The following is a 13319-nucleotide window of genomic DNA, read 5'->3' on the forward strand; positions in this document are numbered from 1 at the left end:
GTTTCGCTTGAGCATGCTATGGTTTATGCTGCGTTGCAGCCGATGGTGCCGGGCGGGGGCGCCACAAAGTTACGGACGTCTATGGGGATGATCAATCAACACGCGGCACGCCGTGCATGCCAGCTTTTGCTGGGTGCGGGTGCGTGCCTGCTGCTCGCCAATTGCGCGCCCGGCAAATTCGCCAACCGATTCGATCCCAAATACGGAGTCTCCTCCAGCCCGCGCGTGGTCGATTTCGACCAGCCAGTGCCGAAGGGCGGGGGAACCTACCGCGTCGGCAAGCCCTATCAGGTCGCGGGCCGCACCTACGTTCCCGAAGAAAACACCCATTATCGCGCCGAGGGGCTGGCCTCCTGGTATGGCGATGACTTCCACGGACGCCTTACGGCCAACGGCGAAGTGTTCGACATGACATCGATCACTGCCGCTCATCCGACCCTGCCGATGCCGTGTTACGTCCGCGTCACCAATACCGCCAACGGCAAGTCCCTGATCGTCCGCGTCAACGACCGCGGCCCTTATCATGGCAACCGGATCATCGACGTCTCGCACCGGGCCGCGACGCTGCTCGGTTTTCAGGGCAATGGCGTTGCGCGGGTGAGGGTGGAGTATGTCGGCCGGGCCCCGCTGGAGGGATCCGACGACGCGATGCTGGTCGCGACGCTGCGGACCAACGAACCGGCTCCTGCGCCATCCAGCATCCGGCTGGCTTCGGCGGCGGCGTTCGTCCCGCAGATGCCAGCCTCCCCGCAAGGCGTCGTCCGGGCAGACGTGCCGCTGCCGGCCGAACGGCCTTATACCCTTGGGACAACCGATGTCGCCGACAGCGCCGAGCTGCGGTCGAGCTATCAGGCGGCGGGTTATGCAACTTCGAACAGCGATCCCGGGGCAGGCCGCGGCCTTTATTGATCGCCTTTTGAGGTTGCTGGCTGGGGGCGGTTCCCGGACCTCCGTTGTTTGACCGGGCCTCTCCTGATACAAGCCGGGCCATGGCGTCTCGATCCGAAATTGTGGGAATCACAGGACAAATGGGCCGTTTTGCGGCCTGGGGGACGCGCGTTTTGGGCGCGCTCCTGCTGGCTGCCGGACTCGTGGTGGCCCCGGTTCATGCCGCCAATCACAGCGTTCAGGGCGCAGTGAAAAAAGAAGAGGGCGGCATCGACACCGATGCACCGACCGCGATCCTGATCGACGCAAAGACCGGCAGCGTGCTGTTCGAGAAGAATGCCGACGAGCTGCGTGCGCCGTCGAGCATGATGAAGCTGATGACCGCCGAAGTCATTTTCCATGCACTGGCAAAGGGCGAGATCAAGCTGACCGATGAATATCGTATTAGTGAGAACGCATGGCGCAAGGGCGGCGCGCCGTCGGGCTCGTCGACCATGTTCGCCGCGATCCACAGCCAGGTCAGCATCGACGATCTTCTGCATGGTCTTGTGATTCAGAGCGGCAACGATTCATGCATTGCGTTAGCGGAAGGTTATACCGGCAGCGAGGATGCTTTCGTCAACAGGATGCAGGCGCGCGCGAAGGAGCTCGGCCTCACGCGCTCCACTTTCGGCAACACCAACGGCTTGCCGAACCCGGACAACAAGATGTCCGTGCGCGAACTGGCTCATCTCGCGCGCCATATCATTTTGACCTATCCGGATTTCTACAAGCTGTTCGGCGAGCGTGAATTCACCTGGAACAAGATTCGTCAGATGAACCGCAATCCGTTGCTGGGTTCGCTCGACGGCGCGGATGGATTGAAGACCGGCTACACCAAAGAGGGTGGCTACGGCATGGTCGGCTCGGCCGTGCAGAACGGTACGCGGCTCATTGTCGTCGTCAATGGCCTTGAGGATTCCGGCGATCGCGCCGCAGCCGCCAAGAAGCTTCTGGAGTGGGGCTTCAAGAATTTCGAATCCCGTACGCTGTTTGATGCCGGCCAGACGATTGCCTATGGCAAGGTGTTCGGCGGCGATAGCGGTTCAGTCGAGCTTCATGCCGACGAACCCGTGAGCGTGATGGTTCAGAAGAACGGCAACGACAAGCTGCTTGCACGGATTGTCTATACCGGCCCTATTCATGCGCCGGTGCAAAGCGGCCAGCAGGTCGGCATGCTGAGGCTCTGGCGCAATGGAAATCTCGCATTGGAGGTGCCGGTGCATGCCGGCCAATCTATTGGTATCGGCTCGATGACAAGCCGCGCGCTTGATGGCGTCAGCGAGCTTGCGATCGGTCTGTTCCGCTCCGGCATCCAGAAGCTGTGACGCATGGCGAAACGCGCCGAGAAATCCACGCCTTGCCAAGATCACGCCATAGGCCGCTTCATCACCTTTGAAGGTGGTGAAGGGTCAGGCAAGTCCACGCAGATTCAGATGCTGTCGGATCACTTGAAGTCCCAGGGCATCGAGACTCTGGTGACGCGCGAGCCGGGCGGTTCGCCAGGCGCGGAGATCGTTCGCCACCTTTTGCTGTCGGGCGTCGGCAAGCTGCTGGGAGCGGATGCCGAAACCCTGCTGTTCGCTGCCGCGCGCGACGATCATGTTCATCAGGTCATCAGACCTGCGCTGGACAAAGGAACATGGGTGCTGTGCGACCGCTTCACCGATTCCACGGCAGCCTATCAGGGGGCGGCGGGGAAGGTTGATCCGGCATTCATCCAGGCGTTGACGCATGCGACCATCGGCAGGCTCGAGCCGGATCTGACGTTCATTCTCGACGTGCCTGTTGCCGTCGGCCTGCAGCGGGCAATCAAGCGGCGCGGTAGGACGGCGGCTGACAGGTTCGAAGGAGAGAGTCTCGCGTTCCATGAGAGCCTTCGCGAAGCCTACCGCCGGATCGCAGCGGATAATCCCGCGCGTTGTGTCGTGATCGATGCAAATGCCGAACCGGCGAAGGTGGCGGAACGTATCCGCGAAGCGCTGCAAAGCCGTCTTCCGGCTCCCTCATCGGTGGGAGCTGGCGCATGAGTGCGCGAAGCACGCAGGCAGATATGCCTTCTGTCCCGCATCCGCGCGAGACGACTTCCCTGCATGGTCACGCAGCGGCGGAAGCCTCCCTGCTGACCGCCTACAAGAGCGGGCAGATTCCGCATGCCTGGCTGATTGGCGGCGGGCAGGGCATCGGCAAGGCGACGTTGGCCTATCGCATGGCCCGCTTCGTGCTCGCGCATCCCGATCCTTCGTCACAGGATGTGCAGCAGGCCGGGACCTTGCAAGTCGATGCTCCGCATCCGGTGGCGCGGCAGATAGCGGCAGGAAGCCATGGCGGGCTGCTGACGCTGGAGCGCAGCGCGAATGACAAGGGCGTGATGCGCAGCGTCATCACCGTCGATGAATCACGCGAGACCATTTCGTTCTTTGGCTCTACGGCCGCGGTTGCGGGATGGCGGGTGTGTATTGTCGATACGGTCGATGAGCTGAACGCCAACGCCTCCAATGCGCTTCTCAAGATTCTGGAGGAGCCGCCGTCACGCTCGCTGTTCCTGCTCGTCAGCAACATGCCGTCGCGGGTGCTCGCAACGATCCAGTCGCGCTGCCGCAAACTGTCGCTGCGGCCGTTGTCCGTTGATGAGGTTATAGCTGCGGGGGCAGAGGCCATGCAGTCCGATGCGGCCGATCCGCAATTGCGCGAGGCGGCGGAAGCAGCCGACGGCAGCGTGGCACATGCGTTGATGCTGATAGGCGGCGAGGCGCTTGGCCTGCAACAGCGCACGGCGGCCCTGCTCGACATGCTGCCGCGGCTCGACCATCGCGCGCTGCACGCGCTCGGGGACGCATTGCCGCTTAATGATCGGGTCGCACTGCGGACTTTCGTGGAAACGGTCGAGCGCTGGCTCTCCGCGCGGCTCCGCGCCGACGAATTGCAGTCGAATTTGCCGCGTCTTGCACGGTTTGCCGAGGTATGGGAAAAGATCGGTAAGGCCGCCCGCGAAACGGAATCATTCAATCTGGAACGAAAACCGCTGGTGTTTTCGGTATTTGGATGGCTCGCCGAAGCGTCCGCCTGAGCCCGCCGGATCACCCGACCGATATCAATGAAAGGCCTTCGCACGCATGGCGAATGCAGAGACTTCATCCCGCTCTCGCTTCTACATCACGACCGCGATTGCCTATCCGAATGGCGCTCCGCACATCGGCCATGCCTATGAGGCGATTGCGACCGACGCGCTTGCACGATTCCAGCGGCTCGATGGCAAGGATGTGTTCTTCCTGACCGGCACCGACGAGCACGGGCTGAAGATGATTCAAACCGCGCAGAAGGAGAACATGACACCGCACGAACTCGCCACGCGTAATGCGGGGCGGTTCAAGGAGATGGACCAGCGGCTGAAGATTTCCTTTGACCGATTCATTCGCACGTCCGAGCCCGCGCATCACGCCTCAACACAGGAAATCTGGCGGCGGATGGCGGCGAGCGGCGATATCTATCTCGACAGCTATGCGGGCTGGTACTCGGTGCGCGACGAGGCCTATTACGCCGAAGACGAAACCATCGTCGGTGAAGACAAGGTGCGTCGCGGTCCGCAGGGCACGCCGGTGGAGTGGGTGGAGGAGAAAAGCTATTTCTTCAAGCTCTCCGCCTATCAGGACAAGCTGCTGAAGCTTTACGAGAGCCAACCGGATTTTATCGGGCCGGATTCGCGGCGCAACGAGATTGTCAGCTTTGTCAACGGTGGCCTCAAGGATCTGTCAATCTCGCGCACCACCTTCGATTGGGGCGTGAAGGTGCCTAACGATCCCGAGCACGTCATGTATGTGTGGGTCGATGCGCTGACCAATTACATCACCGGCATCGGCTTTCCCGACGAGAAGGCCGCCAACTGGAAGTATTGGCCCGCCGACGTGCACATCATCGGCAAGGACATCATCCGCTTCCACGCTGTGTACTGGCCGGCGTTCCTGATGGCGGCGGGCATTCCGGTGCCAAAGCGTGTTTATGCGCACGGCTTCCTGTTCAATCGCGGCGAGAAGATGTCCAAGTCCGTCGGCAACGTGGTCGATCCGTTTGTATTGGCGGATCAATACGGCGTCGACCAGATGCGCTATTTTTTCCTGCGCGAGGTACCGTTCGGGCAGGATGGCAACTACAATCACGAGGCTATCGTCGCGCGCACCAATGCCGATCTCGCCAACGATCTCGGCAATCTTGCGCAGCGCTCATTGTCGATGATCGGCAAGCAGCATGGCGGCATCGTGCCGGAGCCGGGGACTTTCAGCGATAACGACAAGGCGATCCTGGCGCAGGCCGACGCCATGCTGGCGCAGGCCCGTGACGCGATGGCGACACAGCAGATTCATGTCGCGCTGAACGCGATCTGGGCCGTGGTGGCCGAAGCCAACCGTTATTTTGCAGGCGAAGCGCCATGGGCGCTGGCGAAGACCGATCCCGCGCGACAGAAGACGGTACTTTACGTTACCGCCGAAGTGGTTCGTCAGATCGCTATTCTGGCGCAACCGGCGATGCCGGAAGCGATGACGAAGATGCTCGATATTCTGGCCGTTCCGGCGGAGGCACGCGATTTTGCAGCGCTCGCTAACCGGATTGCGCCCGGAACGCAACTTCCTCCGCCCACGCCGGTTTTCCCACGTTACGTTGATCCCACCGATCCTGCGGCCAAAAGCTGATGCTTGTCGACAGCCACTGCCATCTCGACTTTCCGGACTTTGCCGACGATCTCGACGGCATCGTTGCGCGCGCCGAGGCGGCGGGGGTTGGACGCATCATCACGATCTCGACCCGCGTAAGGCGCGTCGCTGGATTACGCGATATCGCCGAGCGTTTCCCGAATGTCTATTTCTCGGTCGGCACGCATCCGCATCAAGCTGACGAGGAAGACGGGATTCCGGCCGAAGAGTTGATCTCGTTGTCGCACCATCCAAAGGCTGTGGCATTCGGCGAAGCAGGCCTCGATTATTTTTACAAGAACTCCTCGCCTGAGGCGCAGGCGCGCGGTTTCCGTGCCCATATCGCGGCGGCACGTGAAACCGGACTGCCGCTCGTGATCCACACTCGCGAGGCGGATGACGATTGTGGGCGTATTCTCGACGAAGAAATGGAGAAGGGGCCCTTCCGCGCCGTTCTGCATTGCTACACCGGTGGCCGTGAGCTTGCGATGAAAGCCGTCGCGCACGGCCTCTATGTGTCGTTCACCGGCATTCTGACCTTCAAAAATTCTCAGAACGTGCGCGATGTCGCGGCCGAGATTCCGCTCGACCGCATCATGGTGGAGACCGACGCGCCCTTCCTTGCCCCCGGCAAATATCGCGGCAAGCGCAACGAGCCGTCCTTCGTCACCGAGACGGCAAAGGCGCTGGCAGAGTTGCGCGGCGTGTCGTTCGAGGAAATCTCCCGCCAGACCACGGAAAATTTCTTCCGGTTTTTCGACAAGGTTCCGCGTCCGGACAGCGCCATCGCATGAGCCTTGTTCTAACCATTCTCGGCTGCGGATCGTCGGCCGGTGTGCCGCGTCCTGCGCTTGGGTGGGGTGCGTGCAATCCCTTGAACCCGAAGAACCGCCGTCGCCGCTGTTCGGCGATGGTCGAGCGCATTGGCGCCAATGGAATCACGCGCGTGGTGATCGATACCTCGCCAGACCTGCGCGAGCAGCTCATTGACGCCAATGTCGATCACATCGATGCGGTGTTCCTGACTCATGAGCATGCCGACCAGACCCATGGCATGGACGATCTGCGCTCCGTGGTGATGCACCAGAAACGGCGGATTCCGACCTACCTTAACCAATCCACCGCCAACGATATCAACCAGCGTTTCTCTTATTGCTTCGAGTCGCCGCCCGGCAGCAGCTATCCGCCGATCCTGGAGCGTCGCTCCATCGAGGCCGGCGAAAGCGAGATGATCGACGGGAAGGGCGGTCCGGTCACCCTGACCGCTTTCTGGGTCGAGCATGGCAGCATCCCGGCTCTCGGCTATCGCATCGGCAATGCCGCCTACACGCCCGACCTGAACGGCATTCCGCCAGAGAGCTTTTCGACGCTCGAAAACCTCGATCTGTGGGTCATCGACGGGCTACGCTACACGCCACATCCGAGCCATTTCTGCGTTGATGAAGCGCTAGCTTGGATCGATCGTTTCAAGCCGCGCCGCGCTATCATCACCAACATGCACGCGGATCTCGATTACGAAGAACTGCGCAGCAAGCTGCCCGCCGGTGTGGTGCCGGGCTATGACGGAATGCGGCTCCAACTGGCGCCGTAGCTTTCGGTTGGTGTGAGCTATTTGGTCCAATCCTTTGAATTAGCTGCAAATCCGATCATATAAATATATTCCATAATATACCTTATGCGAATTATGGATATGGGGCAGCAGATCGAGCCAAGGCCACCCGTTCCGCTGCCTTGTCGAGGTTCTCCGCCGGCCTTGCTGCCTCTGTGTTCCTAATACGCCACCGGCTGCGGCCGCCCGACGCCACAGTACAAAAGCCCATTCTTGGTCACTTCGTCCGGCGAATAGATGTTGCGCAGATCGACCACGATTGGCGTCGCCATCGTGGCGGACAGCGCTTTCAGATCGAGCGCCCGGAACTGCTCCCATTCCGTCACGATGACGAGCGCATGTGATGCCTTCGCGCACTCATATGGGCTGTCACAGAACGTGACGTTCTCGAACACCTTCCGGGCCTGATCCATGCCGACCGGATCGTAGACGCGAATCTCGGCGCCCATGTCCTGCAAGGCCGTGATCAAGGGAATCGACGGCGCGTCGCGCATGTCGTCGGTGTTCGGCTTGAACGTAACGCCAAGCACGGCGACGGCCTTGCCGCGCAGATTACCGCCGAACGCATTGGCGACCTTGCGGGCCATTGCGCGCTTGCGCTGATCGTTAACGGCCACGACCGTCTCGATGATGCGGACCGGCGCCTCGTTGTCCTGCGCGGTCTTGATCAGCGCCATGGTGTCCTTCGGAAAGCACGACCCACCGAAACCCGGACCGGCGTGCAGGAATTTCATGCCGATGCGGTTGTCGAGCCCTATTCCGCGCGCGACGTCTTGAACATTGGCTCCAACTTTCTCTGCCAGGTCAGCGATTTCATTAATGAAAGTGACCTTGGTGGCGAGGAAGGAATTGGCCGCATATTTGGTCAGTTCGGCGGTGCGCCGGTCGGTATAAAGGATCGGCGAGGCATTGAGGTGAAGCGGGCGATAGACCTCGCCCATGGTCTTCCGGGCGCGCTCATCGCTGGTACCGATGACGATGCGGTCCGGGTGCTTGAAATCGCGGATGGCAGCCCCTTCCCGCAGGAATTCCGGGTTGGAGACCACGGCGAATTCCGCGTCGGGTCGTGCCTCGCGGATGATCGTCTCGACCTCGTCGCCGGTCCCAACCGGCACCGTCGATTTCGTCACGATCACGGTGAACTTGGTGAGCGCCGCCGCGATGTCCTTGGCTGCCGCATAGACGTAGCTCAGGTCCGCATGGCCGTCACCGCGGCGCGAAGGTGTGCCGACGGCGATGAAGATGACATCCGCATCCTTCGCGGCCAGCGCAATATCGCTGACGAACCTCAGACGGCCCTGCTTCCTGTTCTGCTCGACAAGTTCATCGAGGCCCGGCTCAAAAATAGGAATTTCACCGTTATTAAGTGCATCGACCTTGGCCGTATCGGTATCGACGCATACAACCTGATGGCCGAAGTCGGAAAAACACGCGCCGGATACCAAGCCGACATAGCCGGCTCCGATCATTGCTATACGCATTGAGAATTGCCCCGATGTGGTTGCCGCCGCATGAGCGGCGGCTCTAGTGCTGGGTTAACGGATGGCGTTTTGCAGGACGGCCTGGCCGTTCATGCAGGAGGGAAAGAAGAAGAAGTTATTGATGTAGGAGCGCCCTGCCTTCCGGCCTCCATCGGACTGCAGCGCCGAAGGGTTCTGAAGCAGGACGGGATCGAATTCTTCGACGGGATGCACGCGATCATCTTCGAGATAGAAGCCGTGATACGCGCGCTCCTTGAAGAACGCGAAGACGGAACTGGTGGCTCGATCGCGATGCCGGTCTTCCGCTTCGACAAGGAAGATTGGCTGGCAGCGGTCGATCAGCCCCGATGCGCCATAAAGTACATGCAACTCATGGCCTTCGACATCGACCTTCACGAACGCTATATTGTCCTCGACCACGGAATCGAGGCGCGCGGTTCTGACAGGCATCGAATGAAACGAGGCCTTCTGCGAGTCCGTATCGTCATGCCGCTCGAGCGAGGCAAGGCCGTAGACCGGCCCATCATTTCCATTTGGAATGAAGAGCGCCGTATGCCCTGCCCGGTCCGAGCATGCCATTTCGTGCACGACCGTATTTGGCGCCGAAGTCCGCCGCAGCAGCGAAGCCATTTCATGAGAAGGCTCGAAGGCATGGACTCGGTTAGAGAGCTTGGTGAGTTCGCGCGTGTAAAGCCCGCAATTTGCGCCGACATCGACTGTGATCGAGCCCGGAGCAATCATCTTGTGCAAATAAAGAAGCTCGCGTTCGGCCGATTTCGGCCGCCGCGAGAAATGCCAGCGCAGCCACAGTTCAGGGAATGTTTCCTTGACGGCCCGCTTGGTTGCTTGAGTGAGTTGCATATTCAATTCTCTTCGCTGCCTCAGACGCGGGCGTAGATGTCCTGAACACGTACGATGTCGTCCTCGCCGAGATAGGCGCCGGACTGCACCTCGATGAGATTAAGGGGAACCTTTCCCGGATTTTCGAGCCGGTGCATGCAACCGAGCGGAACGAAGATCGATTCGTTTTCCCGCAACAGAATTTCCTCGTCGTCGCGGGTTACGATTGCCGTGCCATTGACGACGACCCAGTGCTCGGCGCGATGATAGTGTTTCTGCAACGAGAGTTTGGCGCCCGGATTGACGGTGATGCGTTTTACCTGAAAACGCTCGCCAGCGTGGATCGATTGATAATAACCCCATGGGCGATGGACGTTCGGCGTCTGTGTTGCGGATTGATGCCCATTCGCCTTGAGGCGCTGGACGAGCTTGCCGACATCCTGATCGCGGCCGCGCGTGGTGACCAGCACGACATCCGGCGTTGCGGTGACAACGAGGTTCTCAACGCCGAGCGCGGCCACGAGCGGCCCCTCCCCGCGCAGATAACATCCCGTGGAATCCTCCGCGACGACATCGCCGATCTCGACATTCTCGGCAGGATTTTTGGCGGCGACGCTCCAGAGCGCCGACCAGCTTCCGATGTCGTTCCACTCGAAATCCGCGGCGACGACGGCACCGTGTTTCGTGTGTTCCATCACCGCATAATCTATCGAGATCGATGGCGCGCGGGCAAATGACGTCTCGTCGAGGCGAAGAAAATCGAGATCCGTTGTTGCATCGGCGATCGCGCTGCGGGCGGCATCCAGAACCTCCGGCGCATACGCCTGCAATTCTTCAATTAATTGCCGCGCTGGCAGGAGGAAGATGCCGCTGTTCCACAGATATCTGCCATCCGACAGATAGGCCTCGGCCGTCGCCGCGTCAGGCTTTTCGACAAATCCCGAGACTGCATGGATGTGAGAGTCCTTTGTGAACTCCTCGCCTGCGCGGATGTATCCGAACCCGGTCGCCGGATGGGTCGGGCGCATGCCGAACAGCACCAATTTGCCGGATTGCGCGGCTTGCAATCCCTGCTCGATCGCTTGGAGGAATGCTGCGCGATTGCCAATCCAGTGATCGACCGGCGTCGCCAGGATGATGGCGTCAGGGCTGCTTTCCATCGCGATCAACGCCGCGACAGCCACGGCTGGAGCGGTATTCCGTCCCAGCGGCTCAAGAATGATTTTGGCATCGTCGATGCCCGCTTCACGCAACTGCTCGCCAATGACAAAGCGGTGCTCGGCATTGGCTACCACCATCGGGCTTGCGAACATGGTTTTATCGGCAGTTCGCATCGCCGTCTGTTGAAGCAGCGTCTTCTCGCCGAGAAGGGACAGAAGCTGCTTGGGATAGGCCTCCCGGGAAAGTGGCCACAACCGTGAGCCGGTGCCCCCGGACAGAAGTACAGGCACGATAAGTTTGTCTGTTGGCGTCATCATCCGCCCCCTCTTTGCTGCAACCGAGAATGTGAAAGGTTCGATCAGTAGCCGCTGCCGGAGATGAACTCGCGGCGCACCGTGCGCAGGATGATGGCGACATCCATGCGTAAGGACCATTTTTCGATGTATTCGAGGTCGTAATCGATCCGCGAAATCGCGTTGTTGGCTTCCGCCGTGCTGCCGCGGCAGCCACTCACTTGCGCCAAACCGGTGATGCCGGGACGCGCGATATGCCGCTGGAAGTAATAAGGCACCAGATCCTCATAGAGGACGTCGGCAGCCAGCATGCCCGGTACATGCGGGCGCGGACCGACAAGCGACATATCGCCCCGGATAACATTAATGAGTTGCGGGATTTCATCGAGGCTGGTCTTTCGCAGGATTCGCCCTACCCGCGTGATACGCGGATCACCCTGCACGGTTTGCCTCACGCCTGTGCGGTCGCCCAAATCCGTGCGCATCGAGCGGAATTTGTAAATCCTGAAGCGCCGGTTCCGGTATCCGTAGCGATATTGATGAAACAGGATTGGCCCCGGCGAGCTCACCTTGATGGCGATCGAAATGACGATCAGCATCGGCGCGAAGAACAACAGCGTCAGGCTTGCCACTGTGATGTCGAAGGCGCGCTTGGACAGCGCTGCGGCAGGTTCTCGCCGGGACAGCCTTCTTGAGTGTTTTGCTCTGTAAGTGCCGTGGCCGACATATTCGACGGGGCGCGCGGAGATGTAACGCCTGTTCTTCCATAAGGAGGCGACGTTGCTGTCCTGATCGTCAAAACGGGCCGTAGCGGTCGAAACCATCGCTCAGGATCTCCGTGATTCTCTGTGAGATGCTCGCAACTGCGAAGTGAAGGCGGCGCGATCAATTCGAAACATCAACTTGGATTAAAAGTTTTCGTAACTTCTTGAGTAAATTACGGCGAGCGATGTAATTGATCGTGACATCGTTGCGTCGCGACATGGGCGATATCGTGCACTGCGAAAATTTTGGTTTGAGGAGAGCGCGTTACGCGAAACACAGAATCGTTCCGTTGCGAAATTGCAGCACCGGTCATGCGCTCAGCGTGATGCTGGAAGCATTTTAAGGGAGTGGCGCCTCATGCAGCATCTTATGTTCGAGCCGAAAGGCTCGACGTCGATAATTCTCGTTCACTGAAAGCTAATGAGCGCTGTTTATTATAGAATGTGAGTGTCAAGCCTTGAAAGCGGCGGCAAAAGCGATGACAGGACTTCCAAGAGAGAAAGAAGCGGACGAGTCGCTTTCGTTTCCATCGACAGTACGAGAGCCTGTGATGCTTTCTCATGAGATGGATGGGCCGCCTTTGAGTGAAGGGCGCGACCGAAAATTACGAAATCAACTAATCTTGGCGAACATCGTGGCCTGGATTGTGATTGCTTTTGCGGTTCGCTATTTCTTTTTCTAGCTGCCGTTTATCGTCGGCAGACGATCTGCCCATTCCTTGTGCGCATTGGAACTCGTCAGTGATTCGTCAGCACGAACTGGTCGAGCCAAGGTTTTCGAATCCCGCTCTTCCGCCTGACACACGGATTTATGCCGTTGGCGATATTCACGGCCGCGCAGACCTCCTGAATGACGTTATCGGGCGGATCGAGGAAGATATTGCCCGCCGTCCTATCGCTCATGTGTTTGAGGTTTATGTTGGCGATTATATCGATCGCGGACCTCAATCGAAGGACGTGATCGAAGCGCTTGCATGGCGAGTTGTTCAAAGGCGTGCAATATGCCTGCGCGGTAATCATGAGGCGCTACTGGAAACATTTCTCGCGGATCCCGCCGGGCTTCATGCATGGCTGCATGTTGGGGGCTGGCAGACACTGGAATCCTACGGGTTGTCGCAAACAGACATGAGTGCCTCAGAGTTCCAAATCCGCCGCCGTCTCCTTGGCCTTTTCCCAAAAGCTCATCGCCTCTTCCTCGATTGTCTCCACAGCAGTTTTTCTTGCGGAGATTTCCTGTTTGTTCATGCGGGACTTCGTCCCGGCGTTCCGCTAGCGCAGCAATCCCTGCATGACCTTCTCTGGATTCGTGATGAATTCCTGAGCTTCAAACAAAGCCATGGGCCGCTTGTCGTGCATGGGCACACACCGGTTCGTCATCCCGAGTTGTTGCCGAACAGAATAAATATCGATACCGGCGCGTGGATGTCCGGTATTCTTACCTGCATTGCCATCGAGGGATCGAAGATCGTGGTGTTGTAGCGGGGAACCGTGCTTCACATGGTTTTGCCAAAATTTGCCCGGTAACTGTCGCCGTTCATTTCCCAATGCTCGGAGAC

At 59.5% G+C, this 13319-nt stretch carries 13 protein-coding genes; 9 read left to right on the forward strand and 4 right to left on the reverse strand.

Annotated elements, in window-relative coordinates:
- The first annotated feature begins 87 nt into the window (after positions 1-87).
- From AC1RNA_RS12095 to AC1RNA_RS12125, 7 genes are all read left to right on the forward strand, one after another.
- Positions 88-909 (forward strand): septal ring lytic transglycosylase RlpA family protein, encoded by an 822-nt coding sequence (locus AC1RNA_RS12095; protein WP_492951272.1) that lies wholly within the window; start codon positions 88-90, stop codon positions 907-909.
- 119 nt (positions 910-1028) lie between these two features.
- Positions 1029-2255: a D-alanyl-D-alanine carboxypeptidase family protein gene (locus AC1RNA_RS12100; RefSeq protein WP_492951273.1), complete on the forward strand. Its 1227-nt coding sequence runs from the start codon at positions 1029-1031 to the stop codon at positions 2253-2255.
- Between the two features lie 3 nt (positions 2256-2258).
- Complete coding sequence (gene tmk / locus AC1RNA_RS12105) at positions 2259-2957, forward strand: dTMP kinase (protein WP_492951274.1); 699 nt, start codon at positions 2259-2261, stop codon at positions 2955-2957.
- A complete protein-coding gene (locus tag AC1RNA_RS12110; protein WP_492951275.1) occupies positions 2954-3997 on the forward strand; it encodes a DNA polymerase III subunit delta' in 1044 nt (347 codons plus the stop codon). The genes tmk and AC1RNA_RS12110 overlap by 4 nt, the downstream gene beginning before the upstream one ends.
- A gap of 46 nt (positions 3998-4043) precedes the next feature.
- The gene (gene metG / locus AC1RNA_RS12115) at positions 4044-5615 is read left to right on the forward strand and encodes a methionine--tRNA ligase (protein ID WP_492951276.1); all 1572 of its coding nucleotides are present in this window, start codon (positions 4044-4046) and stop codon (positions 5613-5615) included.
- Positions 5615-6409 carry a TatD family hydrolase gene (locus AC1RNA_RS12120; protein WP_009339475.1) on the forward strand — a complete coding sequence of 265 codons (795 nt, stop codon included), beginning with the start codon at positions 5615-5617 and terminating at the stop codon, positions 6407-6409. The genes metG and AC1RNA_RS12120 overlap by 1 nt, the downstream gene beginning before the upstream one ends.
- Positions 6406-7206 carry an MBL fold metallo-hydrolase gene (locus tag AC1RNA_RS12125; protein WP_009339474.1) on the forward strand — a complete coding sequence of 267 codons (801 nt, stop codon included), beginning with the start codon at positions 6406-6408 and terminating at the stop codon, positions 7204-7206. Before AC1RNA_RS12120 ends, AC1RNA_RS12125 begins: the two co-directional genes overlap by 4 nt.
- Before the next feature lie 179 nt (positions 7207-7385).
- Here AC1RNA_RS12125 and AC1RNA_RS12130 read toward each other — a convergent pair whose 3' ends face one another.
- Genes AC1RNA_RS12130 through AC1RNA_RS12145 form a run of 4 tightly spaced genes read right to left on the reverse strand, consistent with a single transcriptional unit; the run spans position 7386 to position 11823 of the window.
- Positions 7386-8705, reverse strand: coding sequence for a UDP-glucose dehydrogenase family protein (locus AC1RNA_RS12130; RefSeq protein ID WP_492951277.1), 1320 nt, complete (start codon positions 8703-8705; stop codon positions 7386-7388).
- Between the two features lie 54 nt (positions 8706-8759).
- A complete protein-coding gene (locus AC1RNA_RS12135; protein WP_492951278.1) occupies positions 8760-9566 on the reverse strand; it encodes an FkbM family methyltransferase in 807 nt (268 codons plus the stop codon).
- 20 nt (positions 9567-9586) lie between these two features.
- On the reverse strand, positions 9587-11020 hold the full coding sequence (locus tag AC1RNA_RS12140; RefSeq protein ID WP_492951545.1) for a mannose-1-phosphate guanylyltransferase/mannose-6-phosphate isomerase: 1434 nt from the start codon (positions 11018-11020) through the stop codon (positions 9587-9589).
- A gap of 44 nt (positions 11021-11064) precedes the next feature.
- On the reverse strand, positions 11065-11823 hold the full coding sequence (locus tag AC1RNA_RS12145; protein ID WP_492951279.1) for a sugar transferase: 759 nt from the start codon (positions 11821-11823) through the stop codon (positions 11065-11067).
- Between the two features lie 398 nt (positions 11824-12221).
- Between AC1RNA_RS12145 and AC1RNA_RS12150 the strand changes: the two genes are divergently transcribed.
- On the forward strand, positions 12222-12446 hold the full coding sequence (locus AC1RNA_RS12150; protein WP_040298291.1) for a hypothetical protein: 225 nt from the start codon (positions 12222-12224) through the stop codon (positions 12444-12446).
- A gap of 58 nt (positions 12447-12504) precedes the next feature.
- Complete coding sequence (locus AC1RNA_RS12155) at positions 12505-13242, forward strand: metallophosphoesterase family protein (RefSeq protein WP_492951280.1); 738 nt, start codon at positions 12505-12507, stop codon at positions 13240-13242.
- The last annotated feature ends 77 nt before the right edge of the window (positions 13243-13319 follow it).

It is taken from the genome of Afipia sp. GW821-FHT14H12 (assembly GCF_058803465.1).

What these genes read in the sequence shown, in the direction of transcription:
- AC1RNA_RS12095 (WP_492951272.1), top strand. Translation starts at nt 88, where the DNA reads ATGATCAATCAACACGCGGCACGCCGTGCATGCCAGCTTTTGCTGGGT.
- AC1RNA_RS12100 (WP_492951273.1), top strand. Translation starts at nt 1,029, where the DNA reads ATGGGCCGTTTTGCGGCCTGGGGGACGCGCGTTTTGGGCGCGCTCCTG.
- tmk (WP_492951274.1), top strand. Translation starts at nt 2,259, where the DNA reads ATGGCGAAACGCGCCGAGAAATCCACGCCTTGCCAAGATCACGCCATA.
- AC1RNA_RS12110 (WP_492951275.1), top strand. Translation starts at nt 2,954, where the DNA reads ATGAGTGCGCGAAGCACGCAGGCAGATATGCCTTCTGTCCCGCATCCG.
- metG (WP_492951276.1), top strand. Translation starts at nt 4,044, where the DNA reads ATGGCGAATGCAGAGACTTCATCCCGCTCTCGCTTCTACATCACGACC.
- AC1RNA_RS12120 (WP_009339475.1), top strand. Translation starts at nt 5,615, where the DNA reads ATGCTTGTCGACAGCCACTGCCATCTCGACTTTCCGGACTTTGCCGAC.
- AC1RNA_RS12125 (WP_009339474.1), top strand. Translation starts at nt 6,406, where the DNA reads ATGAGCCTTGTTCTAACCATTCTCGGCTGCGGATCGTCGGCCGGTGTG.
- AC1RNA_RS12130 (WP_492951277.1), bottom strand. Translation starts at nt 8,705, where the DNA reads ATGCGTATAGCAATGATCGGAGCCGGCTATGTCGGCTTGGTATCCGGC.
- AC1RNA_RS12135 (WP_492951278.1), bottom strand. Translation starts at nt 9,566, where the DNA reads ATGCAACTCACTCAAGCAACCAAGCGGGCCGTCAAGGAAACATTCCCT.
- AC1RNA_RS12140 (WP_492951545.1), bottom strand. Translation starts at nt 11,020, where the DNA reads ATGACGCCAACAGACAAACTTATCGTGCCTGTACTTCTGTCCGGGGGC.
- AC1RNA_RS12145 (WP_492951279.1), bottom strand. Translation starts at nt 11,823, where the DNA reads ATGGTTTCGACCGCTACGGCCCGTTTTGACGATCAGGACAGCAACGTC.